The organism is Erythrobacter sp. YT30 (genome assembly GCF_001542875.1).
Lineage (GTDB): Bacteria > Pseudomonadota > Alphaproteobacteria > Sphingomonadales > Sphingomonadaceae > Erythrobacter.
The window spans coordinates 1,686,541-1,710,602 of sequence record NZ_LMAF01000002.1; the positions used below are offsets into that span (position 1 = coordinate 1,686,541).

The 24,062-nt window shown below is 55.7% G+C and carries 15 protein-coding genes and 2 pseudogenes; 11 read left to right on the plus strand and 6 right to left on the minus strand.

Features of this window, described 5'->3' with window-relative positions; genetic code table 11:
- Positions 1 to 303: 303 nt before the first annotated feature.
- Complete coding sequence (locus AUC45_RS12840) at positions 304 to 5,094, plus strand: hypothetical protein (protein ID WP_156423850.1); 4,791 nt, start codon at positions 304 to 306, stop codon at positions 5,092 to 5,094.
- Positions 5,095 to 5,106: 12 nt separating this feature from the next.
- A complete protein-coding gene (locus AUC45_RS12845) occupies positions 5,107 to 8,736 on the plus strand; it encodes a hypothetical protein (RefSeq protein ID WP_067603228.1) in 3,630 nt (1,209 codons plus the stop codon).
- 347 nt (positions 8,737 to 9,083) lie between these two features.
- On the opposite strand, the gene AUC45_RS12850 is transcribed toward AUC45_RS12845, so the two are convergent.
- Together AUC45_RS12850 and AUC45_RS12855 are read right to left on the minus strand one after the other, a co-directional pair.
- Positions 9,084 to 9,389, minus strand: coding sequence for a hypothetical protein (locus tag AUC45_RS12850; protein ID WP_067603230.1), 306 nt, complete (start codon positions 9,387 to 9,389; stop codon positions 9,084 to 9,086).
- 70 nt (positions 9,390 to 9,459) lie between these two features.
- A complete protein-coding gene (locus tag AUC45_RS12855) occupies positions 9,460 to 10,752 on the minus strand; it encodes a hypothetical protein (RefSeq protein ID WP_197409598.1) in 1,293 nt (430 codons plus the stop codon).
- Between the two features lie 88 nt (positions 10,753 to 10,840).
- Here AUC45_RS12855 and AUC45_RS12860 point away from each other — a divergent pair.
- The 4 genes and pseudogenes from AUC45_RS12860 (at position 10,841) to AUC45_RS12875 (ending at position 15,916) form a co-directional block, all read left to right on the plus strand.
- Positions 10,841 to 11,269, plus strand: a pseudogene (locus AUC45_RS12860) (transposase).
- A gap of 394 nt (positions 11,270 to 11,663) precedes the next feature.
- Positions 11,664 to 12,893 (plus strand): GTP-binding protein, encoded by a 1,230-nt coding sequence (locus AUC45_RS12865; RefSeq protein ID WP_067603234.1) that lies wholly within the window; start codon positions 11,664 to 11,666, stop codon positions 12,891 to 12,893.
- Between the two features lie 123 nt (positions 12,894 to 13,016).
- The gene (locus AUC45_RS12870; RefSeq protein WP_067603235.1) at positions 13,017 to 15,431 is read left to right on the plus strand and encodes a M1 family metallopeptidase; all 2,415 of its coding nucleotides are present in this window, start codon (positions 13,017 to 13,019) and stop codon (positions 15,429 to 15,431) included.
- Positions 15,428 to 15,916 (plus strand): DUF6702 family protein, encoded by a 489-nt coding sequence (locus tag AUC45_RS12875; RefSeq protein WP_067603237.1) that lies wholly within the window; start codon positions 15,428 to 15,430, stop codon positions 15,914 to 15,916. Before AUC45_RS12870 ends, AUC45_RS12875 begins: the two co-directional genes overlap by 4 nt.
- A gap of 2 nt (positions 15,917 to 15,918) precedes the next feature.
- On the opposite strand, the gene AUC45_RS12880 is transcribed toward AUC45_RS12875, so the two are convergent.
- Genes AUC45_RS12880 through AUC45_RS12890 form a run of 3 tightly spaced genes read right to left on the minus strand, consistent with a single transcriptional unit; the run spans position 15,919 to position 18,499 of the window.
- A complete protein-coding gene (locus AUC45_RS12880; RefSeq protein ID WP_233998760.1) occupies positions 15,919 to 16,503 on the minus strand; it encodes a DUF3299 domain-containing protein in 585 nt (194 codons plus the stop codon).
- Positions 16,503 to 17,864 (minus strand): ABC transporter permease, encoded by a 1,362-nt coding sequence (locus AUC45_RS12885; protein WP_067603239.1) that lies wholly within the window; start codon positions 17,862 to 17,864, stop codon positions 16,503 to 16,505. Before AUC45_RS12885 ends, AUC45_RS12880 begins: the two co-directional genes overlap by 1 nt.
- Complete coding sequence (locus AUC45_RS12890) at positions 17,861 to 18,499, minus strand: ABC transporter ATP-binding protein (protein ID WP_067603240.1); 639 nt, start codon at positions 18,497 to 18,499, stop codon at positions 17,861 to 17,863. Before AUC45_RS12890 ends, AUC45_RS12885 begins: the two co-directional genes overlap by 4 nt.
- Positions 18,500 to 18,757: 258 nt before the next feature.
- Between AUC45_RS12890 and AUC45_RS15620 the strand changes: the two genes are divergently transcribed.
- Entirely contained in the window at positions 18,758 to 19,126 is a 369-nt protein-coding gene (locus AUC45_RS15620; RefSeq protein ID WP_082701122.1) for a MerC domain-containing protein, read from the plus strand.
- 144 nt (positions 19,127 to 19,270) lie between these two features.
- Here the strand turns inward: AUC45_RS15620 and AUC45_RS12900 are convergent, their stop codons facing one another.
- The gene (locus AUC45_RS12900) at positions 19,271 to 20,623 is read right to left on the minus strand and encodes an MFS transporter (RefSeq protein WP_156423851.1); all 1,353 of its coding nucleotides are present in this window, start codon (positions 20,621 to 20,623) and stop codon (positions 19,271 to 19,273) included.
- Positions 20,624 to 20,881: 258 nt separating this feature from the next.
- On the opposite strand from AUC45_RS12900, the gene AUC45_RS12905 reads away from it, so the two are divergent.
- From AUC45_RS12905 to AUC45_RS12920, 4 genes and pseudogenes are all read left to right on the plus strand, one after another.
- Positions 20,882 to 21,097 carry a hypothetical protein gene (locus AUC45_RS12905; protein ID WP_067603245.1) on the plus strand — a complete coding sequence of 72 codons (216 nt, stop codon included), beginning with the start codon at positions 20,882 to 20,884 and terminating at the stop codon, positions 21,095 to 21,097.
- Between the two features lie 15 nt (positions 21,098 to 21,112).
- Positions 21,113 to 21,484 (plus strand): annotated as a pseudogene (locus AUC45_RS12910) (DUF1826 domain-containing protein); the annotation flags it as partial.
- 1 nt (position 21,485) lies between these two features.
- The gene (locus AUC45_RS12915) at positions 21,486 to 21,842 is read left to right on the plus strand and encodes a MerC domain-containing protein (protein WP_067603251.1); all 357 of its coding nucleotides are present in this window, start codon (positions 21,486 to 21,488) and stop codon (positions 21,840 to 21,842) included.
- An 18-nt stretch (positions 21,843 to 21,860) separates the two neighbouring features.
- Entirely contained in the window at positions 21,861 to 24,047 is a 2,187-nt protein-coding gene (locus AUC45_RS12920; RefSeq protein WP_067603926.1) for a TonB-dependent siderophore receptor, read from the plus strand.
- Positions 24,048 to 24,062: the final 15 nt, after the last annotated feature.

Consider the following 24,062-nt stretch of genomic DNA (forward strand, 5'->3'; position numbering starts at 1 on the left):
ATTACTGGGCAAGGTGAGTTCTCAAGCGGCTTCTTGCAGTGAAGGGTCTGAAAGGAAACAACGTCCGTTTCTGCAGGTGGAAGCGGAAGCCCAAAATTCAATCATAAGCGATCTGGTAAGAGAATTCGCACTTATAAACTCTGTCCAAAATCCCGTTGGAACTGATAGAGTTAAAAAAACATGAAAAACGTTTATATACTTTGACGGTATTATAGAGTACTGTGGTGATAGATATTGAGTGGTTAGAACTCATTTAGTTAACATCGGGTCCGCACTTTGTTTCCAGACTACCTGGAGAATGCTGTGCCGTTTGATCCTATCTCGCCACTTATTGAGCGTCTGGAAGACCTCGTCCCAACAGACCACACGCGCTCTTCCGACCTTCATTTGGCGCGGCGTTTGATCGCGCAAGATATACGTCGCGAGGCGATTGAAGGTGGTATTGAACAAGAAGATCTGAAGCGGCTTGACGAAGAGATTTCTGCCACCGTTGGTGATTTGGAAGAAGAATCGCTGGGTCGGTTAATTGATCGGAGTCGAGGCGGCGCAATCGCGGTTCCTTTCCCTGGTTTGGGGACGCCCAAGATCGCTGTTGACCTTCCCGACAGGCTTGGGCCGTTTCGTTCCCCACTTGGCGATGTGATCGACTTGGGTCGATTGCTTCCAGCCCAGTGGGACGCGATCGGCATCGACGGATCTGACGCGCCTGGCATCTTTGTGCCCAAGGGCGGCGCAAAGGCATCGCGAACCAGGATCAAGTTAAAGTTCGAGGACGGCACACTTTGGGTGCGTACTGACCTGCTTGTTTCCGAGCCTTTTGAAGAGCTCGACGAGAAGACCTATGTCAGCATTCCGGTCGCGGCTCTAGAAGGGTCGCTCAAGTCACAGCGAGGCATGGCTGCGACTGATCCGATGAGTGGGAAGCTTGCGATCAAGCTCAGATATCCCGCTGGCCCTATCGAGGTCTATGGCGACATTGCGCTCCATCCGCCCAAGGAGCTGGAAATTGCCTTTGATGGATCGGGTAAGACGACGTTCACGATGTCGCAAGGCTCGGTCAAGTTCGGCGACGAGACAATTGAGCTCAAGCCAATCGATAGTATCGCCTTCGACCCCCAACACACCCGTTTGATCTTTCTGGCCAAGCCCGATCCCAATGGAGTCGATCTGTCGAACCTGTCGCATGTCTTTGCCAAAGGAGAAGGAGGGCTTAGCTTCGCGCAAACGGGTTGGGCCCTGCCCACACAATTGATAGCTGACCCTGCAGCGCTTGCTCAAATGGCACCGACAGGAGGTTGGGTGTTTCAGCTGAAGGGCGCAGCAGACGTGTCCTGGGAGGGTTTGGAGGATCCGGTTTCGCTCCAAGACCCCTGGTTTGAATGCGCCATCGACAACTGGATCCTTGATGGATTCTGGAAAGACGATGAAACGCGCTTCCCGCTTGAAGGCTGGCTGGTTGAAGGCGGGCGGCAGAGATTGGACCTCGATCTGCCGACCAAAGGCAGGGCGGCGATTGGAAGCGATCCGGCCAATGGGCATTTCGCAACTTTCATCGCCGATCTCGAGGAAGTGTTCTCCCATCCGATTGATGCTGAAGGCAAACCCGCGCGATTGGGCAGGACGCGCGTGACCGCTCTGATCAGTCAAGGTGATGGGAAACCTCGCCGAATTGGCATCAAGGCGGTTTCCTCGCCCAAGAGCGAATTCAAGCAGTTTGTGATCGAGAACGCGGTGTTTCAAGTCGATGCGAGCGAACTTGCTGGCATCGAAGGCACTCTTGATACGCCGGTTACGATGGATTTGGGGCGGGTGCGTCTGAGGATGCGGGCGCTTGGCTGGTATCCGATCCTGCCCGATCCCTATGTTGCGAATTTCGGAGCTGGCCCGATTGCGCAACGCCCGACCACGATCGTCACCGATGTGAGGTGGAACAAGGAGAAAATTGACGTCTCCTTTACCGGTGGTTTCCATTTGCTCGACGCCACGCAATTGAGACCGTCCGATCCGCAAATTGTTGGCACGGACATCAATCCCGACAACTTGCGCAAGGGCGGGCTGACTCACAGCGGGCGCGCGCTGCGATCGGAAGAACAGCTCGGCCAGTTTGAGCGCCAGCGGAGGCTGGCCGGCGCGTTCAAGGGCAGCAAGGCAACTCAGACAGGCAGGCGCTCCTGGATCAAGGAATCGGAGCGATTCCGCCAAGTGGGCCTGCGTATGCTCGATGTATCGACCAATCGCGATCAGATTGGCGTGGCGCTCAAAATCGGCAGTTCGGAGGCAAGCAGCCCGCCAATTGCCACTCATGCGGGAGGATTTGCAGGCGCATTTGGCGCTACCGAACGCAGTCGCAACTTCCGTGTTTCGGGCATGTCCATGGTGACCTTGATGTCCGATGTCCGGGTGTTCGCGCTGCCGCAGATCCAGTGGGAGCCTGTCCGCACTCTGGACGTCGACCAAGACCTGATAACTCTGGGATATTTCCCCACCCCGCTGGCTTCAGCCGATGATGGCGGGGCCACCCAGATCACCTCCGAAGCCCCTCGGCTCGCGCCGGTCATTCCCGATCTGACGGTTCAGTCGATGGTCGACGCCTTCGATGATGGCGAGCCGATGCAGATGGTCACGACCCTGCCCTTCGGGATAAGCGCTCTTCTGAAACTCAGACCGACCGGCGATTCCGAGCAGCATGCCGATCAGGTCCGCCGGGTCGAGCCAACATTCGAAGCCTACGATATGACCGGCGGGCTTCAGCTTGCTTTTGAGGCGGGCGAAAGTCAGGCTGAGCCGCCCTATATGGATCCCGGGTTCCGGGGCTACAGCTATCAATGGGCGAATGGGGTCGATCTGGAAACGGGCGCTCGTCGCAACATTTCCGTTCTCGGTTCCGTGGCTGATCCTGATGGATCGGTAGAAGCACTGTTCAATCAGGAATTCCTACTGTCTCGTCCGCGGGTGCCGGTAAACCGGCTCGATATCAGCGGATATGGCGCGTCAATGTTCAGCGACTGGCGCAATCCGTTTGCCGCCTTTGCCGAAGCCGCCAAAGTCGAATTTCAGGTAACGGTCGGCCGAACCGTTCTCGAAATCGTCAAGTTTGTCAGCGTGCTTTATCCATGGGGAATTCGCGTAACCCGCTCGGTCACGATCGAGCGCGGTTCGGGTGCGGGTGTGGTACGCAGAGACACGGGCTGGCAAGCGACATCGCCGGGCCTGCTCGATTTCCGATATGTGCCTGAAGGAGAGGCCGAACCGGTCGAGTCTCCCTATGTCATGCATCCCGGCCTGCTGCGCGGCGTTTTCGATGTCGAACGCATCCGTCCGGCTGACCGTGGACGCATCGATCTACCCTCTGGCGGTGCGGTTCTGCCAATGATGTTTGATGCCGATTTCGAGATCGGCACCGATAGCAAGTTCGTGCGCGCACCTTCGAAAGGTGTGCTTGGTTTCCTCCACCTCGAGCCGGTGGGTGAGCCGATATCGAGCCAGGATCTGGACGATCTGATTGAGACTATGGGCCCGGTGGGCGGGCCTTTGAATGTGGATCTCGAAATCGACAATTCCAGGATGACCTGCCGGATAGTGCGTGCCGAAATTGCAGCGTCGCAATCAACCAGCGGGCCGGTTCTGGCTGGAGCTATCACCGGCCTGCCGGAATTCAGCAATGCCGGAAGCTGGTCAGTGGCGGCCTTTGCCGGGCCCGGGGCGGCAGGCGAGCCTCAAGAAGCCCGCACTGTGGACGAGGGAGTGTCCCTGGTGCGTCGCGGAATGAGTGGACCACCAAGGAATGGGCGAATTCACGTCCCAACCCCTGATCCGCACATTCGCTTTGCCGATGCGGCGGATCTGTTCGCGACATCGCCGGAGCGCGATTACGCGTTTCTGCAGACCTGTCCGACTCACACCTTCGCTTATCGTCGGCCGTCGATTGAAATTGGAGCGCAACATATCGATGCCGGTCTGCCGCCGCTGTTCGCAGATGTGATGGTTCGGACCACAGGTGGCTCGATATTCCCGCCCGAAGACATTGCGATCACGCTGCCAGCAAGCACCGAGCTGGTGACCGATACCGGTGTCCCACGGCTCGGCAATCCGATCAGTATGTCGATTACGCGCGGGCCCGTTACTTTGTCGGATTCGGACATTGGTGGGGGCAAGCTGGAGTATCGCGGAGCGAGCCTTTGGCTTGAAATAGGAGCGACAGATTGGTGCGTAAAGATTCCGCATGTCGAAATACAAAACACCATTCTTGGTATCGAGAATGTGAGTGCACTTCGTCTCGACATTATGGGAGGGAGCGGTCGGCCAAACCGACTGGAAAACGTAGTCTCTGTCCTGGGCGGTTTCTTCGCTGATATCTTCGATGTCATCCCAGGGTTTGGTTCTGAGCGCGACGTGCCTTCTCAAGACTTGAGAGCTACCAATGCCAAGTACAAAGTCAAATTCAAATACAGTCAGATTTTTGGCGGGAAGTTAGCAAAAGTAGGGCCTGGATCCACCATTGCATTGTACGCAAAGATCTGGGGCGAATTTGGGGTCGAAAAGGTTTCTGTTCCGGACGACAAGACGCCTCCAGAAATTCTAGCCATGGGCGAAGAGCTCAGCGTTACGCGTGATTTTCTGGGTGCCGGCGTCGGATTCGAAGCAAGAGGCGAGGTCCCTTTTAGTTGGGGCTTGTTGGTCATCGCCCTGGCGCTGGATCTTGGCTACTCGCGAGCCTCGCGGGTAGCGATACCAGGTACCTCGTCGACTCTACCTGCCAAGACGAAGGCCACAGCAGTTGTCCGCGTGGAAGTAGGTGCGGGTGTTGGCAAGAAGTTAGGTCCGTTTGAAGCCAAGGGTTACTTGATCGGAATATTCCTTTTTGCGGAAGAAGGAGAGGCGATCAGTTATGGTGTGGGGCTAAGAGGGGAGTTCAAAGCCGATTTACGCTTAGTAAAAGTGAAGATATATATCGAAATCTTGGGAATTTATCTTCTTGAACCGCCAAAGAAGTTCATCGTTGGCCAAGCAGAAATTGGAATTAATGTAAAGGTAGCTGCATTTATATCAATCAAATACTCATTCACTGCCGCGATCAAAAAAGAAGTAGGCTGAAGAGGAATTGAGATGGAAGCTCCAAGACTCACACTTCTGCCATTCCTCGATAGTTGGGATCCCGATCTGACCCGGCTGACACTCAATGTCATGACAATCCCGATCGGCGATCCCCGGCAACCGCTCAACTCGTCAGTTGCGTCAGTGCCGGCCGCCCCAAAATTTGACGGGGCAAATATCGAACTTGCGCCTCATATCTCGACCACACTGACCACAGTTCCCATTGCTGACCCTGATCTGGCGACAGGGCAAACATTGACGCTGACCGCCCCTGCCGGTCAGACGCAAATCTATGATGATATGGCGGCTCAGTTCCAGATCACCAAGCCGCAGTCTGCTTTTGAAAGAAAGAGCGAATTTCGGCTCGCCAAATATCTGCCGCACACTTACCGCAGCAGCTTCGGGTTTACAGCACCCAAGACCGACCTTGCGGTAATCGACGACAGCTATTTCTGCGCGCTGCGTTGCCGCAAGAAAACGCCGATAACCGAAGTTCCCAACGATCCCGAGATCAGCTGGGGAGAGGTCTATGCGATGATGATGCGCCATCCGGAAATGGCGCGTGCTGCTGGCCTTTTGCACACGGTCACTATCGATCTCGGCGGCGCATTTCCTGGCGGCTGGATATTCTTCAACCTCGCCAGTGGGAGCCCGTTTGCAGCGCAGGCTGCGGCTGATCCGGAATATCTCAAGATTTTCGGAACCCGCGTGCCGGAGCTGGCGACCGACAAGAAACGCGCAGTTTTCACGCCGGTCTCGTTCCCGATTGCTGCCGATGCTGCAGCGCAGGCGGCGCTGGGTCCATTCGACGAAGTGTTCGATGAAGCGATCAGCTTCGATGACGGCTTCGCCAAGCTGGTCCATGCTCGCCAACCCGACACCACCGACCTGGCGGCTGATGACGGCGGAGGCCAGCAATTGGTGACGGATCCGGGCATTCAGCTCGGTTGGGACGATGAGGACATCCTGATCGGAATGAATCGCGGGATAAGCGACAACCCCGATGGTTCTCCAGCTCCCGAGGCACCCTCTGGTGTGCTGGGCTATCGCGTCGATGTGCGCGAGGAAGGTGGTAGTGCGTGGACGTCTTTGTGCCGGATAGAAGGCGCTGCAGGCACGGTTTTCTCGGGAGTGACGCTTGGGGCGCTGGATGGCGAGCTGAACGTCGAAGTGCATCCCGCGCAGGTAGAAACGCAATTCTGGATACCGACCTATTATACGCGGTGGATTGGCGGCTCGCTGGTCGCCCCCAGCGAGCAAACGCAGAAAATGTCCGGAGAGGAGCTATTTCCCGATCCGGATCCTTATTCTGGGGTCGCTGCCGATGATGTGCCGCTGCGCTATGGTTCGAGCTATGAATTCAGAGTGCGCATGGCCGACATGGCCGGGGGCGGTCCGGATTGGACAGCGGAGCCCGAAAATCCGGGTGACCGTCCGATTGCATCGCTCGACATGCGGCGCAAGGTGCGCCCGCGCCCGCCGGAGCTTGGACAGCTCCAACCAAACACCATCGTGCCGGCCAGCATCCAGATTTCGCGACCCCGGCTGGGCTTTCCCGCTGCTCTGTTCACGGGGCATCCGCAGGCCTTGTCCGCGCTTGATGCGATATTGACTGCCAATTCGACGGCTGCACCCGCCAATGTGCAACCGCTCACGATCCCCGATCCGGACACTCCGTTGTTGCAGATCGATGTCTTCGTGGAGCTTCCGGCTTTCGACAGAAGCGGCGACAGGGAAGGCTTCACCCGCTTGTCCCGCACCTATCGGGCCTTTCCCGATCTGACCGATCTCACCGCAGAGACGCCGCTGTCGCTGGATTTCATCTGGGTTACGACCCCGCGACTGAGCGACCGAGTCTGGCCGGATGCAGCCCTCGCGGTTGCAGAGACTGGACCGATAGAATTGCCCACCGCCCGCAACGTCCGGATCGAAGTCCGCGCGATTGGCAACAGCGACCTGACCTATTGGTCGACCGAAGAGGCGCTGATCGGAAATGCCGCACCCTTGTGGGAATCGACCATCAGAGTCGCGGCGCCTGAGAATCACACCATAATCGATGCAATCGATCCGGCGGCGGCGCTGACATCGGCCTATCTACAGCCGGAGATTATTCCCAATGCGCGCACGCTGTCAGCGCCGACACAAGCGCGTTCTTCGCCACTTGCAGCAACGCGATTGGCGACGTCGCTTGAGCTTTTGAACGACTCCGGTGCCATATACGCGCCGCCAGGGCGAAGGGTTGTCTTTGCTTGCAACGGACTGACGCATAGCACGGCGCCGGATCAGTCCAGCATCACGTTCACAAGTGCGGCAGAGCTAACGACAACCTGGATCAACGCTCTGCGAATACCGATTGACCGCGACTGGTCGTGGATCGGGCTGTCGCCGCAGGGTCTGGAGATCACACGCACGTTATCGGTGAGGAACAGCGGAACGTCGATCGATACGAAGGTCGCATCGGTGCCGGTCCCGCACTCGGTCAACCTGCAGGCGTCAAGCGGGGAACCGGACCGAGAGCGGTTTGAGATCATTCTGTTCGATGCATTCCAGCCACCCATGAACAATAGCGGGTTCCCGCGTGAAGTGTTGGTGAGCTACTCTGTCACGGCGCATCGCGAAGCGGGCGGAAGCGATCCTACTGTGTCAATCGACACGCGGCTACCAATCGTCACTCCGCCGCGCGTGGCCCCGCAGATTGTGTCAGCCGGACACGCGCTGTCTCCGTTCACACGCGACCCCGATTATGCCGAAACGGGAAATCGAGAACGCCGCCTGTGGCTCGAATTTGCCGACGATCCGCGCAAGGACCCTGACGATAAGATATTCGGCCGAGTGCTGGCGCTTGCTCCCGATCCCATGTTGCTGCCGCAATATGAGCCCGATCCCGACGCACCATCCCTCGCTGAAATCGATCTTGATCCCGAGCTGATCCGTTTGATCAGACCTGGTCAGGCAGAGGACTTTGCGGGGCTTTCAGCGATGCAGCCGCTTATTCCGTCGGTGGACAGCCCTTTGCACTTCGCAGTGCCGTTGCCGCCCAGCATCGATTCCGGTGATCCTGAATTGTTTGGGTTCTTCACCATGGAATTTCGAGTGGGGCATCCGAAGAGCACCGACACCAATCCCTTCTGGTCGACCGCTCAAGGCCGGTTCGGACCACCGATGGTCATCGAGGGAATTCAGTTCCCGGCGCCGCAGATGGAAGTGGCTGCGCGGCTGATCAAAAATACCTATCAAGTCATCGCACATTACGCCCAGCCAGTGCGCAATGGCCTGCGCATTCCCTTGACCCGGCCCAACACCGAAATCTGGTTTGTTCTCTATGCGCGATTGATGCAAGCGGATGGGAAGACCATGCGGAATGTCCAATTGCTGACCAAGAGAGCCAGCATTCGTCGTACAGACGAAAACCCGGGGATAAGGCCAATGAAAGGCGGCGTGACCTGGAAGGTAGACGAAGTGCGAAGCGCGTTGCGGGCGCTGGGCCTAAGCTCTCAGACGCCGCTTAGCACTCTGGGCATCGAGCTTCTTCCCGAACCGAACGGCTCTTTCACGGATCCCCTGGGGGGCGATCTGGGAGAGGTGCGAATTCTGCGTTCGTCGCGGCTGATCGAAATGCCGCATGACTGCTGCGTACTTTGAACTGATTAAGTCTCTCTTGGCAATTTGGAGGCGCGCTTGTGAAGTGAGTATGCCAGCCAATCTACACTTTGGAAGCTCGTCAAAAATTTTGGAATGTCACAGTCATTATCGGCCAAGAGTATTCTGGACTTCATTCAGCCAATTGAAGTGGTGTCCGCAATTGGGTCGATTGCGGAAAGTCAGGTCCTGGCCAACCGAGGCAAAATGTGGACTGTCTTCTGACGGCTCATTTGCTGAGCTAACCAATACCCGAGAAAAGCCGTCCGCAAGCGCTCGAATGCAAGTGGCGGTTTCTCGACCGAAGATCAGAGAAACCGCCACATTTGTCAGCAGAGAAACGCAGACACTCAGCAGCCGAGCTGCTCTTGACGTGTCCGAATGTGCTTAGCCGCATTTTTATGTTCAGCAGCTTCAATTTCTTCGATGATTGAATCTCCCAGAGCCCAGTTTGATAAATCGCCTTTCGTGACCATGAAAAGGGCGGAATTTGCCGCAGAGCTTTCGTCGTGTTCGCGCTTGCTCTCGAGCTCATAATCGAGCGCAACGGCGAGTTGCGGACACGATAGACTGTTTAGGCGCGAGACTTTCGTGTCAGATAAAGTGGAGCAGCCCGCAATCAGAACAGTCGCTAAAGTGATAATCAGTTTACGCATTGTGTTTCTCCGTTTTGAGTAAAGGTGGGGAGCGACGCTCCCCAATCAGCCGCGCACGCTCTGTGCAGGATCAGAAGGCTGCTGACAGCCTGATCGTGATCCGGTCATCGTTTGTGAAGGGGCCACGAGTTTGGCGTTGGTATCCGGCTTCCAAGCGCAGATTAACGCCCGATGTTCGGGCTCCAAAAGCAAGGCCGCCGCCCACGCTTGTGGAATTGAAGTTGGGGTTCGCAATCGCAAGCGACGCAGGATTGGCGACATTGTCGATCAGATGCGAAGTCACCATGACTGCGTCTCCGGAAAGACGTCGGCGGTCTTGTGCCTCGATGAAAGGTTGAACGCTGATAGCGCCCTCAGCCTTGGCGAGTTCCCAACCTATTCTGATGTCAGCGGAAGTGGAAAATGCGCTTTCGCGTTGTTCGTCATAACCAAGCTCAAGACCATCCGCGCCCGTCTCATCGAAGGCATCGACGCGCGCCCTTCGATACTGCGCACGCGCCGACAGATCGATGTTCAAGCGGTCGAAGTTGGTCCGGCCAATAAAGCCTAGCCCGGCAGTCAAAAGCTGCGCCTTCGTCTCCCCGGTTGCGGCTAGATTAAGCCCTCCGGTCTGCCTCACGAAATTGCTGATGGTCGGACGGGAATAACTCCCCTGTGCAAACAGCTCCAAAGGCCCGAAATCATATCCGGCTGTCGCGCCAACACCCCATTCTCTTGTGTCGAAGCTACCAGCGCTTGCTGTGTTCACTTCTTGGCGAAGATAAGAGCCTGTGAGCCCGCCGAAAAAACCATCCTCGCTATCAAACCTGATGCCGCCTACCCCGCCGCGCTGGCGTAGGTTGAGGCCCGAGCGAGCCGCGAGGTTATCATAGATCGGAGCACCAAAGATCGAGATGGTTCGATCGCCGCGTCCCGCAAGGCGAAATGCGGAATTGGCTTCGCGCGATATGGCTTCAGAGGACGAAAAGAGCGCGATGGGTATCTGGCCTGCATCGCTGTTTGCTAGACCGGAGGCCGCATTCAACGTCGCCGTATACCAACCAGCCAACAGTCGGTGCGCACTCGCGGAATAGTGATTTGTGTCGAAGAAGACATTCGTGTCCTGACCATTAGCACCGGGCGCGCAAACCTCGTCCGTGATCGGGTCGAGGCACGGATCGCTCGCGTTCGAAAATCCAAGCTCCGCAAGATCCGCAACCAGATGCCGCGAGAAGGCATTGTGATCGACCAGGATCACATTCGTTTCATCGGGCAGACTTTGTTTTGACCCAGATAGCTCAGCCAGCATCTGGGTGTTGATGGCTGACACCGTCTGCGGGAAGACATTGCGGAACGTGGAAGACCTGCTCTTCGAACGCGGCATCGACATTTGCCACGAGACGGTGCGGTTCTGGTGGAACTGGTTTGGCCCAATGTTCGCTGCGGACATCAAGCGCCAGAGGATCAGTCGGATGCGAGGTTTTCGCCATTGGCGTTGGCACCTCGATGAGATGTTCGTGAAGATCAACGGAAAGACACACTACCTGTGGCGAGCGGTCGACCAAGTGGGCGAGATCTTAGAGAGCTACGTCACCAAGAAGCGGGACAACAAGGCGGCTCTGCGTTTCATGAAGAAGTCGCTGAAGAACAACGGTCCCGTCGAAACAATCACCACCGACGGCTTGCCTTCTTAAAAGGCGGCCATGAGCGAGCTTGGAAACTAGGACAGACAGGAGATCGGCCGCTGGGCCAACAATAGGGTGGAGAACTTGCACATACCGTTCCGTCGAAGAGAGCGGGTCATGCAGCGAATCAGGCGAATGAAGTCTCTTCAGAAATTCGCTTCCGTTCACGCCTACGTCCGCAATCACTTCAGCTCCGACCGCCACCTCACTGACTGACAAACCTACAAAACCGCCCGCTCCGTTGCCTTGGCGGAGTGGCAATCGCTGATGGCCTAAGCCTAGAGAAGGGTATGGTGCTCTTTGTCGAACGGAGACGAGTTCGCGTTAGACTGACAGCACCGCCAGCCATTTCCGTAGCTGGTCTCCTGTATCCGATTTAGTTCGTTAGTCTGGGGAACGAGTGGGTTTTGTAGGTCCCGATGTCTCAGGACCATTGGTTCTCCGGTTTCGCGCGCGTCTTCGGGTGCAACTGGAGGCCGCGACACTTGGGCATTTAGAAAGCGCCAATCGATATCGCGGACTTGAGTCTTGACGACTATGCGAGTTGCAGAAATGGTAAGGTCAGGTATTGATATGTTATACCATCACTATTCTCAACTTGGAGTGATCCATGAACACGATCGACACTCGACTACCCGTAACCGTGCTTTCCGGCTTTCTAGGTGCCGGTAAGACCACGCTTCTCAATCACATTCTGTCGAACCGCGAAGGCAAGCGGGTCGCCGTGATCGTGAATGACATGTCGGAGGTGAACATCGACGCCGATCTGGTTCGGGGCGGTGAGGCGGCGTTGTCTCGTTCTGAAGAGCAATTGGTTGAGATGACCAATGGCTGCATTTGCTGCACTTTGCGCGACGATCTTTTGAAGGAGGTGCGCACGCTCGCCGATGACGGTCGATTTGAGTATTTGGTGATTGAGAGCACCGGAATATCGGAACCGCTTCCGGTTGCAGCGACATTCTCATTTCGTGACGAGCATGGCGAAAGTTTAGGCGATGTTTCCAAAATCGACACCATGGTCACGGTTGTCGACGCAGTGAACTTGCTCGCGGATTATTCGAGCTCTGACCTTCTATCCCATCGCGGTGAAACGGCTGGAGAGGGTGATGACAGAAGTCTTGTGGCGCTCTTAGTCGAGCAGATCGAATTCGCCGATGTGGTGATTGTCAACAAGGCGAGCGACGTGAACTCCGAACAGCTGGCTATGGTCAAGAAAGTCGTCGCATCGCTGAATGGAGATGCCAAGATCATTGAAGCTGATCACAGCAAAGTGCCTCTCGATGATGTGGTTGGCACAGGGCTTTACGATGAGGAAGAGTCAGAAAAGCACCCGCTATGGCTCAAAGAGCTATATGACTTCGCAAGCCACCGACCTGAAACGGAGGAATACGGGGTCGAGAGTTTTGTCTACAGAGCGCGCAGACCGTTTGATCCAGCCAAGTTCTATGATTTTCTGGTCAGTGACAATCTCGACAAAGTGATCCGCGCGAAGGGTCATTTCTGGCTAGCGACGCGGCCAGATTTTCTCGGCGAACTGGCAATCGCCGGGACTCAAAAGAGCGTCAGCCGGATGGGACGTTGGTGGGCCGCGGTTCCAAAGAACCGATGGCCCGATGATGGCACTTTCGAAGAATTCGTTATCAAGCACTGGGACGAGACTTGGGGCGATCGCCGTCAGGAAATAGTGTTGATCGGCATTGGAATGGATCAGTCAAAAATCACTACTGCGCTTGATGAATGCCAGGTGCCCGGAGACGAGTTTGTCCCTGAGCTGTGGGCCAGTATGAACGATCCGTTCCCCGCATGGGGCGAAACGGAACCAGCAAAAGAGCCGGCTTGAGGCTTGCCTTTCTGCTCTGCGATCTACAAGCCAACCAGCAAATGGCCACTCTCCCATGTTAACACTGGTCAGCATTCAAGGGAAAACACATTGAGACTTTTCGTGCTTTTAGCGGCGTTGTTTATGGCGGTGCCTGCTCTCGCTCAGGGGATACAGCAGACCAAAGGTGACTTCGAAGACAAATTTCGACAGCTCGACGAAGTCCTTCCAGGCCCCAATGTTTACCGCAATGCATCGGGGGCGCCCGGGCATCAATATTGGCAGCAACAGGCCGACTATCAGATCAACGCGACCCTCGATGAGGATAACCGCCGTCTGACGGCACAAGCGACGATCACGTACAAAAACAATTCACCCGACACGCTGCCTTGGATCTGGATGCAACTGGACCAAAATATCTTTCGCAAAGATTCGATGGCGGAACTCACGAACACATTCGGGGGACCGGGGAGGCGCGGACCCGTCGTAAATGCCGCAAGTGGCAATGAGCCGGCTAAGTTGTCGCTTGAAGAATTGCGCCGCCAACAAGCGATGGCCGACAACAGCTACGGATATGACATTGATCGCGTCCGACTGAGCAATGGCCGCGAATTGCCCCACACCATAGTCGGCACACTGATGCGTATCGACTTACCAACTCCACTTCGTCCTGGCCAAAGCGTGAGTTTCCGCGTCGATTGGGCATTTAACATCGTGGAAGAGAACACGATTTTTGCGCGTTCGGGTTACGAGCACTTTCCTGACGATCCGCGCGAAGGGGGGAACGATATTTTCCTCTTTGCTCAATGGTTTCCGCGCATGGTCGCCTATTCAGACTACGAGGGCTGGCATAACAAGGAGTTCCTCGGGCGGGGGGAATTCACGCTCGAATTCGGGAATTACGATGTTTCTATGACCGTGCCGAATGATCACATCGTCTCTTCCACAGGCGTTCTGGCCAATCCGAATGCCGTCTTGACGGGAACGCAGCGTCAAAGGCTAGCGACTGCGCGCAACGCAAGTGAGCCGATGTTCATTGTCACGCCCGAAGAGGCGGCTGCTAACGAGTCGAGCAACCCAACTGGCACCAAAACGTGGCGGTACACTGCGCGCAATGTTCGCGATTTTGCGTGGGCGACAAGCCGCAAGTTCATGTGGGATGCACAAGGGCATAAACAGCCGGGTGCAGCCAATGAGACCGTAATGGCGATGTCATTCTGGCCCAAGGAAGGCGGCGAGCTGTGGCGGAAATATTCAACCGCCGCCGTGGTCCACACCATGGAAGTCTATTCACGCTTCAGCTTTGATTATCCGTATCCCACGGCGCAATCGGTGAATGGGCCCGTGGGCGGCATGGAATATCCGATGATCACCTTTAATGGGCCACGCACAACGCTCAACGATGACGGTTCAAGGACTTATTCAGAATCGGAAAAGATCTTTCTGATTGGCGTCGTGATCCATGAGATTGGACACATCTACTTTCCGATGGTGGTCAATTCGGATGAGCGCCAATGGACCTGGATGGATGAAGGGATCAACTCCTTCCTCGATAGTGTCGCTGGCTATGAATGGGATCCTGATATTCAGTGGACCCGCTCTCTGCCGCGTGATCTGATTCCGTACATGACCTCGCGCAATCAGGTCCCGATTATGACGCAATCGGACAGCATTCTGAATATCGGACCAAACGCCTACGGCAAACCATCAGCAGCGTTCCACATCCTTCGTGACACGATCATCGGCCGTGAAAGGTTCGACTTTGCACTCAAGGAGTATGCACGCCGCTGGAAGTATAAGCGACCAACGCCAGCAGATTTCTTTCGAACAATGGAAGAGGCGTCGGGCACAGATCTCGATTGGTTTTGGCGTGGGTGGTTCTACACGACTGATCACGTCGATATCTCGCTCGATACGATCCACAAGCTGCGGATCGACACGGAGAATCCCGACATTGATCTTTCGCGTCGGCGAGAAGAATATGCTGGCGAGCCCGAGAAAGTCGGGGTGCGCCTGAACCGGGAGCAAGGCCTGCCGATCTGGGTGCTCGAAAATCCGGGCGTTACCGATTTTTATGATGAGAATGATCGGTTTACTGTCACGCCCAAGGACACGAAGAAGTACGAAAGCTTCCTCGAAGGCCTCGAAGATTGGGAACGACGCGTTTTCGACCGAGCGGTTGAGGAAGATGCGAATTACTATGTTCTCAGCTTCTCGAACAAAGGCGGACTGGTCATGCCGATCATCCTTGAGCTGTCCTTTGTAGATGGCAGCAGCGAACGGATGATGATCCCCGCCGAAATTTGGCGTCGCAATGCGCGTAACGTCAGCAAACTACTGGTTTTCCCAAGGGGCAAAGAGTTGGCAGAAGTCGTCGTCGATCCCGATTGGGAGACGGCGGATGCGGACATCAATAACAACCACTACCCTCGCAAGATCATGGAAAGCCGTATAGAAGCGTTCAAGCGGCCTGACCCCACCTCTCGCTCCGGCCGAGATTTGATGGGCGAGACCTTGGTCGTTGAAAAGGAAGACGATAGGGCGGAAGACGCTGAATGATGCGCTTTCTTGTTTTGCTTTTTGCGCTGATGCTGGCTCTGCCAGCGTTAGCACATCAGCAAAAGAACACGATTTCGACGATATCACACAATCCACGCACTGAAATGCTGGAGGTCGTTCATCGTGTCCCCTTGCATGATGCAGAGCACGCCTTGAGAAATCAGGGTGTGCGAGGGCCGGATATTCTCGCCGACATCAATAGTCGTCGTGCATTTGCGCGTTATGTGACCGAGCGTTTTCAGATCACCCAGGACGAGGTGACGATACCGTTGACGCTGCTTGGAACAGAGATCGAAGGCGCAAACCTGCTTGTATATCAGGAGGCATCATCACCCGGCCAAGGGGCGCAACTGCGCGTTAATTCTCAAATTTTGACTGACGTATGGGCTCGTCAGGAAAATCGCGTGAATATCGGAGCAGGAACCAGCGTAGAAACACTTGTCTTTCGCGCTGGCGATACATTCAAGAGCGCCTTGCTACCCTGATTCTAGCCGGGGCGAGCATTGCGCAGCCGATAGAAAATGCCGCTCTCATCAAAGCCAGTGAGTTCTAAGACACCGCTGACGACATGCACTTTGGTCTCGTTTGTCGGGAAAGCCGTATCGGCATAAACCTCAATGAACTGATTGGGCGCTGCATGGAAATGGAATGGGCAGCCAGGTGGGTAGCCGAGCAAGACAAAGTGTTTTTGCTTCGCGCCGTTATCAAGCGCCATCATCCAGCCTGCCACTTTGACGCGCTTTCCCGCTAGTCGCTTTACTGCAGCGGTGAACTTGGGTTTTGAAAGGATGTAGCCTTGAGAGTCCCTGCGGGTGGTTTCCCCGGTCGCTTCAAGAGTCTTCCAGGAAATGCCTCCTTTCGGAGTGGCAGCTGGCTTCCAGACATCTTCAATGATCCGCCCGGTCTTGGGATCGGGCGCCTGAGCGTTGGCGGAGGTCGCAAGGCTGATCGGGATCGAAGTGGCGCGTTCGGGTGTGAACTCGGAATAGGTAAAGACACCGATCAATGCGACGAACGTCAGAATGCACACTCTCCAGCTAATCATCTCAACCGTTTCCCAATCGATCTTCATCAGTTTCTCGCCAGCACGCGGGCTGGATCAGTGCGGTATACTCGCACGGCGGGCAGAAGGGCAGCAATTGCGCCAATCGCAAGCACGGCAGCGATCAGGGCGAATTCTCCTGCAGCCGGTGACCAAGCCTTAAGTCCCAAGTCTGCCAGAGTTGCCGAATTCACCTGGGCTACGACAATCAATAAATGCGCGCCAATCCAGCCGATCAAAGCACCCACTGCAGCCGTAATCACTCCTTCCAGAATGATCGTTGCAATGACCTGAACGCGGCTCGCGCCCATTACACGTAACAGAGCGAGATCGCCCTCTCGGCTTCGCGCCATATTGAGGAGAGCGACAAATATTGCGAGTCCGCCAGTAGCTGCGAGCAGCCAAGCAAAAAGGCGGATACCGTCGATACTCGCCCCCATCAAATCGATCAGGCGCGCAGTCTCTGTCGCAGGAACGGCCGATTGCATTTCAGTCTGGCGATTTACCATCGCCGGAATGCGGATTGCGCCCGACGCACTACGGTATGTGACAAGCAGCGCAGTCAATTCTGGCTCTAGATCGCTGTCAGAGGCTTGGAGAATTGAACCACGGCGAGATTGCTCAGGCGGATTATCGGGTTCAGCGGCCTCGCCTGAATGATCATGGCCGCTGGCATGACCATGTTCACTATCATGCGCGTGATCAGCGTCATGACTGTGGCCATCATTGCGCTCTTCAGACTCCAGCTCGTCTGCGTGATCGTGGTCATGGTCAATTCCGTGTACGTCCCAAACAGACTCGTACGAAGTCAGGATCAGTCGATCGACCACACTGCCCGTTGGGGCGAGAATGCCCACAGTTTCGAACGGTGCGTGGTCGTGTCCCTGCTCATCGGCCTCATCTTCAGCAAATCCGTGACTCCCAACGAATTTCTGGCCGAGCGTGACCCCAGTTTCGGCGGCAACAGTCGCGCCAAAGACTGCCTCCAGCGGCGCGTCGAATGCTCGGCCTTGTGCAATCTCAGTTCGGTAGTGCTCGCCAAAACTGCTATCTGTGCCAACGATCCGATAGCCCTCAAAATTGTCGCCAAGGGCCAACGGCACAGCTCGTGCCACTGCCGGATCAGCACGGAGCAACTCTAGGCTGCTCAGCGGAATGTTGCCGGTGGGCTGGTCGACATGAAAGACGCTGGAAAGGATCAATTGCAGTGGCGATCCCTTTGAGCCAACAACCAAATCTATACCTTCAGCATCACCTTCAAGCCTCTCGCTCGCCTGATTGCCAAGTTGCAGCAAGAGAACCAGCATCGCGACCGCGATCGCGAGCAATAGAATGTTCAATGCCGTTGTAAGCGGTCGATCCCGCAAATAGGCCAGCGCGAGAGAAATCATGCTGCCAGTCGCCCTTCGCTCAAAGAGATTGTGCGCGCGAAATATGATCTTAGGCGATCATCATGTGTCGCAATTAGCAGCATTGCGCCGGACTCTTCCGCAGACTCGATCAACAAACGAGCGACGCTTTCGGTATTTACAAGATCAAGGGCCGAAGTCGGTTCATCGGCGATCAGGAGCTTGGGCCTCACAACGACAGCTCTTGCGATGGCAGCACGTTGCGCCTCGCCCTGGCTCAGCTCGAATGGACGAGCCTTCGCGCGATCCGCGATGCCCAAACGTTCAAGCGTAGCTTCGACGAGATTACGATCGACGCCACCAGTCTGTAGCTTTTGAGCCAGCAGGAGGTTGGCTCGTACGTTGAGAGCAGAAACCAGCTTAAGTGTCTGAAAGATGATTCCCATATGGTGTTTTCGCGTCGCATCACCGTCATCGGCCATGTCCGCGCCACCCAAAGACACCGAACCTTCATCGGGGGTTTGCAAGCCGCTAATGATGTTGAGCAAGCTCGATTTTCCCGACCCTGACGGACCAAGCAACAAAGCTTGCTCACATGGGTTGAGGGAAAACGAAATGTCCGAAAGAACGCGTCGGTCGCCGTAGGATAAAGTGACGCCATCTACTGTAAGCTGCATCGTTATCTATCGGCGGCGCGATCCTCTTGAATCATGGAAGTACCGCCCTGAGCAACTCCTACTCGCCGAAACCGGCCTCTTTGTCTGCGTTTCTCGGATCCACACACTTGCAACTCTCTCCACTCATTTCTACATTTATGATATAATATAACATTAAACAAGTCACGCGAGATCGTTTCGCTAGAAGTAATTGTTGATCCAACGAGCGGCGGTTTCGAACTGCCTGCATTCTAGGATTAGAAAGGCACGGAGACCAGAATGCAGAGTACAGTCAACACTGATCGCGCCGCCGCGGCCTTCAGCATCATCTGCATTGCGCACTGTTTGGCTCTGCCTGTGCTTGCATTCGCCCTGCCGGTTGCGGGTACGCTCGCAGAGGTAGAAGCGATACATATTACGTTCGCCATTCTGGCTATCGTAACATCAGCAAGCATCCCACTTCGTTCGGCAGACGGTCGAACCGCTATGTTTTTGATCCCAGCATCACTTGGCATTGGACTAATTACGAGCGCGCTCTTCGCCGATGCACTCGGTCTAAGTGAGACAGCAATGACTGTATCTGGGGCTCTGCTGCTGTCCTTCGCCCATCTGCGCCGTCTTCGAGCGCAGCATACGGTTGCGGACTGACCAAGCGCGCCAATACGCTGCTGTTAGATTTGGAGCATGCGAGATGCCCGCATGGGGGCGAAATCGACCAACTGGGCATTGAGGAAACTATGGCTGCTTCCACGGGTCCATGTATTGGTCCCAGATAATCCGCTCATCAGCTCATTAGTTCGACGTCTGAGGTTCTTTTATCATCAGCCATGCTGCAGCAGCTCCTGCAAGCGAAAGCGCTGCACCCACGAAGGACGCCGTAGTCGCGCGAGGCAATAGCGCTTCGCTGGAGACGCTTGCATCCACTATGACGAATCCGAGCAGCGCGGTTGCAACCAATCCGGCGATCCGTGAAGTCGCATTGTTAATACCAGAAGCGGCACCCACAAAGCGATCCTCGACCGCATCCATCACGGCAGTTGTTAATGGCGCAACGCAGAACGACATGCCGATGGCGATCAGGATCAGAGGGGGCAGTATTTCAGTCCAGTAATCAACTTGTTGGCCGGTGAGTAGTCCAAGACCCCCAAACCCCGCAGCGACGATGAGCGAGCCAATAACTAGCGAGTGGGATGTGCCGATGCGCGCCGCGAGCCCGCCAAGCGAGCGCGAAAGCGCTGCGATCACCAGAGGAAATGGAAGCAGCGCGGCTCCGGCCTGTGTGGCCGAATAATTTGCAGCCTCAATCAGGACATAGGGAAGCAAGACCATCAACCCGCCGATCGCTGCATAGAGAAATAGAGTAAGTAGCGATATGCCCGTGAATGCGAGGGATCCGAAAGCGCCCAGCGGCAGCATCGCGTTAGCGCCCTTTCGCTTTTCGACCCTCAGGAAAACAACAAGGGAGCACAAAGCGCCGCCCGCAAAACAAAGAACCCGGACATCGCCCAGCCCACGTTTTGGCAGGTCGATAAGTGCAAATGTCAGCATACCTAGCGTCAGAGTTCCAAAGATAGCGCCCACGACATCGAGGCTGCTACGGTCGCCCGCGTCGACCCGCGATTCCCGGACACTGCGAACGGCGACAAGCCCGGCGGCGAGGGCAAGAGGAACGATAATCGCGAAAGCCCAACGCCAATTCAAAGCGTCAATTACCATACCACCAACCAATGGTGCGACAGCGCCGGCGACCGCCCCTGCTGCAGCCCATGTGCCGACTGCCTTACCGCGCTCTTCTCCGTGAAAGCCGTCGGCGATAATGGCGAGGCTATTCGGCGCAAGCATTGCGGCCCCGATTCCTTGCATGAAACGCGCTGCGAACAGGAAGTCGAGGGTAGACGATAGTGCGCACACCAAGGTAGCAAGCGTGAAAACAGCCAAGCCAGCTAGGAAACAGCGCCTCCGTCCGAAATGATCACCAAGAGAGCCGCCAACAAGAACCAAGGCGGATAGTGGAAGAAGGTAGGCGTTGACCATCCATTGAACGCCAGCGGCATCGGTTGCGAAGTCTTCGCGCATGGCAGGCAAGGCAACATTGATGATTGAGCCCATCACGAATGCCAGCGAGGAACCGAGAACTGTTGCCACGAGCGTACCGCCCCTATGAATGCAGGGCTCTTGCCCAGACTCAATTGCTAGGCTTTCATCGCACGGGGCTGGTAAGGATGAGGAAATAGATCGCTCCTGAGACTCTCAAAACCACCTAAGATCAATATTGATTCACGACTATTACGCCGATGGCAGCGGTCGAGTAATTCCAGAGGGAACACAAGTCATTTGCAAACACAGCTAAGCTTCGCTAGCGGGATGATACGTTGTAACATATTGCCTAGTGGTAGAGTTCAAGTGTCCGAAGTTTTGCAATCCTCAGCCGCGCTTTCCGCATCCTCTGACATCCTTCGCGAGGTGCTTGATCCTTCCTACAATCTGGCGATCTGGGAGCGGCCCTCAAATGGCGCTTATGAGAACTTGCTGTCGGATGACCTTCGCGACGTCAGGTTTCAAACTACGCCCACACAATTGCGCGAATGCCTGCAGGAGAAGCTAGGTGACGCAGGTTAGGCGGATAAAGCCGAGCGGGACGAATTGATCGCCGATGTATCGATATTGGCAGATCACTACTGCGCCATCCTCGATCTCGGCGAAGTCGAAGTCAGGCTGGAGGTTGTCACAACCAATTCCTGTCGCAAATGGCATGCCGATTATGTGAAGGCCCGCTTGATCACGACTTATGTCGGGTCGGGTACTCAATGGCTTACTCAGGCGGACGCTGACCGGGTGAAAGGAGGCGAAGAGCCTCAATGGATCAACTCGATGTCTCCGGGGGATGTTGGCATGTTCAAAGGCAAGCTTGCAACTGACACGCCGGCCATTCACCGATCACCGCCGATAGCTGGAACGGGCGAGAAGCGTTTGTTGTTGGTCCTCAATCCGCCTGAGCAGGGGTGACGTGCGAAGCACGGCTAATATCGATCGAGCAGCAATCGGCTTTAGCCTGATCTGCGTGGTGCACTGCGCCATATTGCCTCTCGCCGCGATCAGTTTGCCGGTATTCGGCGTGGTGGCGGAGGCAGAATGGGTGCACTGGCTCTTTACATCCCTTGCGATCGTCGCCGCAATTATGACTTTTTCTCTCGCGCATAGCGCACGCCAGCCTTCCTTCGTGCTTCCAGCGTTTACCGGGATAACACTGCTTTTTCTCGCCCTGTTTGCCGAGCCACTTGGGTTCGATGAAACGCTTCCAACGATTTCAGGAGCAATGCTTCTCGCCGGAGCGCACCTCTTCCGACTTTTCCGAAATCACTAGTTCTGAATGGATTTTCTAATGCGCATCAATCGCCTCCTAGTCTCCTCATCGCTCTGCATTCTGGGCATCGCCAGTGCTCCAGCAATGGCTCAGGACTTCGAGACTGACGAAGAAGCCGGGGCTTCAGGCAACGTGATCCTCGTAACAGATCGCCGTGCTTATCGTGGCGATTTTGAACCGCTTGAGACGCCAAATGCGGATCAGCTAATCACCGAAGATCTTTTGCGTGATGCAAACGCCTTCGATCTTAGCCAGGCTCTCGACCTTTCGGCATCAGTGGCGCGTCAAAACAATTTTGGCGGTCTTTGGAATTCGTTCTCCGTTCGCGGCTTCCAGGGCGACATCAACCTGCCGAGCGGATTTCTCGTCAATGGCTTTAATGCTGGTCGCGGCTTTGGTGGGCCGCGTGACCTTTCCGGAATTGAAGCGGTCGAAATCCTCAAAGGTCCGCGTTCGGCGCTCTATGGGCGCGGTGAACCTGGCGGCACGGTCAACCTGGTCACCAAGCGTCCAAACTTCGAGACCTCCGGTTACGTCCAGTTTCAGGCGGGATCGTTCGATTTCTATCGCGGCGATGTCGATCTACAGACCACACTTGGTGACAACGTCGGCGTACGCGTGGCTGGGTTTTACGAGGATGCAGGGAGCTTTCGCGAGACAGTCGAAACGGAGCGCTTCGGCATCTATCCCTCGATAACCGCTCGGCTCGGGGAAGACACGGCGCTCACCTACGAGCTCGAATATACAGAGCAGGACATCCCGTTTGATCGCGGCGTGGTGTTTGACGAAGATTTCGGTTTCAGCCCCCGCCGGACCTTCACGGGCGAGCCGGGCGATGGGCCAATTGAGACCGAAGTTCTCGGCCATCAGCTCGAATTGCAGCACGATTTCTCGGACAATTGGAGCCTATTGGCGGGCCTTGGTTATCGCGACACGTCGCTGACCGGAAACGCATCCGAAAACAATTTCAGAGGGCGTCAAACGTTTTTCGAAGACGGACAAACGATATCGCGCTTCTTCCGGTTCCGAGACTTTGATTCAGAGTATTTTGTCGCGCGGGCAGAGCTGGCCGGGCAGTTCGATACCGGATCGCTCCGCCACAATCTGATATTTGGCGCTGACTATGACCGGTTTGAGAACAGTTTGTTTATTCTGCGGTTTCGTCCGGCATTTTTCCCAGCTGGAACTGATGTATCGACACTGGATCCAGAGGCATATCTTCTCATTGATGCGTTCAATCCGGTCTATGGCCAGTTCCCCACACCCGTTCCGGGGCCAAACACGGATCGCGAAGAAGTGCTTGAGGGCTTTGGTGTCTACATCCAGGATCAGATCGAGATCACTGATCGCTTCCAGATCCGGATTGGAGGGCGCTTTGATGACTTTGAGCAGGACCTGACCAATCTGCGGGCCGATCCAGTCACCACGATCACCACCAATGATGATCGGTTCTCCCCGCAAGTTGGCGCGGTCTACCAGATCGACGATGGCTTCAGCCTCTACGCTTCGTATGGAGAGGGCTTCCGTCAGCAAACCGGATCCGACTTCGAAGGCAATCAATTTGCGCCCAACATCACGGAGTCATTTGAATTCGGTGTGAAGGCTGATCTCAGTGCCTATCTCGACAGTGTTCAAGGCATAGTCACGCTGACGGCTTTCCAGGTCGATCAGAGCAATATCCTCGTCAACGATGACAGCCCGGCAGCCACGGCGGCGGGTTTCTTCTCTATCGACGCGGGCGAAGCACGTAGCCGCGGAATTGAATTCGATGCCAACCTCGCCTTCGACAGCGGATTTAACTTCTTCCTGTCCTACGCCTACACCGATGCCGATTTCCAAACCTCGCAACCCGATGCCGATTTTGGCGCGCTGATCGAGGCTGGCGACCCGTTGATCAATTCGCCCGATCATCAACTCAGTGTTCTAGTCAGTCAGGATTTCGATGTCTCGAACGTGCCCGTGACAATCGGCGGCCGTATGCTGCATGTCGGGGAGCGTCTGGGTTTTACCGGGTTTGACTTCTTCTTGCCGGACTACACGATCTTCGGACTGTTCGGAGAAGTGGAGGTCGCGGACGGATTCACCATTCGAGGTGACATCGACAACCTGTTTGACGAGACTTACTACACCAATTCATTTGCAGATGTCTGGGTGCAGCCCGGCGCCCCGACGACAGCGCGTGTCTCAGCGCGGTTCGCATTCTGATGTTGATTAGAGGAA